The sequence below is a fragment of the Methylobacterium sp. WL103 genome (assembly GCF_008039885.1).
Lineage (GTDB): Bacteria > Pseudomonadota > Alphaproteobacteria > Rhizobiales > Beijerinckiaceae > Methylobacterium > Methylobacterium cerastii.
On the sequence record NZ_VRUX01001130.1, the window covers coordinates 1 to 742 of the forward strand.

A 742-nucleotide genomic window follows, 5' to 3' on the forward strand; every position below is an offset into this window, starting at 1 on the left:
GCGCCGGGCCGGACGACCCGGCAGCCAACCTCGCCCGGCTGGCGCAGGTGCTGGGGTCGGACTTTTCCGAGAACGCCCTGCCGGTGGCGATGGCGCGCGAGGGCTTCTCGCTCACCGGCCATGTCGGGCTGCCGACCTTCCATCGCGGGGCGGCCAACCACATCCATTTCACGGTGAACGGCCGTCCCGTCCGCGACCGGCTGCTGCTCGGCGCGGTGCGCGGCGCCTACGCCGACACCCTGCGCTCCGACCGGCATCCGGTGCTCGGGCTGGCGATCGCCTGCGAGCCCGGCCTCGTCGACGTCAACGTCCACCCGGCCAAGACCGAGGTGCGGTTCCGCGATCCGGGGCTGGTGCGGGCGCTCGTCGTCAGCGCGATCCACGAGGCCTTGCGCCGGGGCGGGGTGCGGGCCTCGACCGGCGTCGCCGCCCGCACCCTCGACGCCCTACGCCCCTCCGGCGGGCTTCCGCTCACGCAACATGCCCTGACGCAGCATGCCCTGACTCAACATGGCGGGGCGGCGAGCCCGAGCCTGTTCCAGGCCGCCCGAACCGGCGCGTTCCGGCCCGGCACCCCGTCGGTCGCGGCGCCGTCCGGCTTCCACCGGCCCGCACCGAACCAGGCTTACGGGTTCGGCGAGGCGGCGCAGGCGGCGTTCGACCCGGCCGGCGACTTGTCGGACCCGATGGCCGGCTTGGCGGAACCGACGGCCGACCTGGCGCCGCCGGCCGTCGGTTCCGC

The 742-nt window shown here is 75.6% G+C and carries 1 pseudogene; it reads left to right on the forward strand.

Going from position 1 to position 742, the window contains the following annotated elements:
* Positions 1-742: pseudogene (locus tag FV222_RS28225) on the forward strand (DNA mismatch repair protein MutL); the annotation flags it as partial.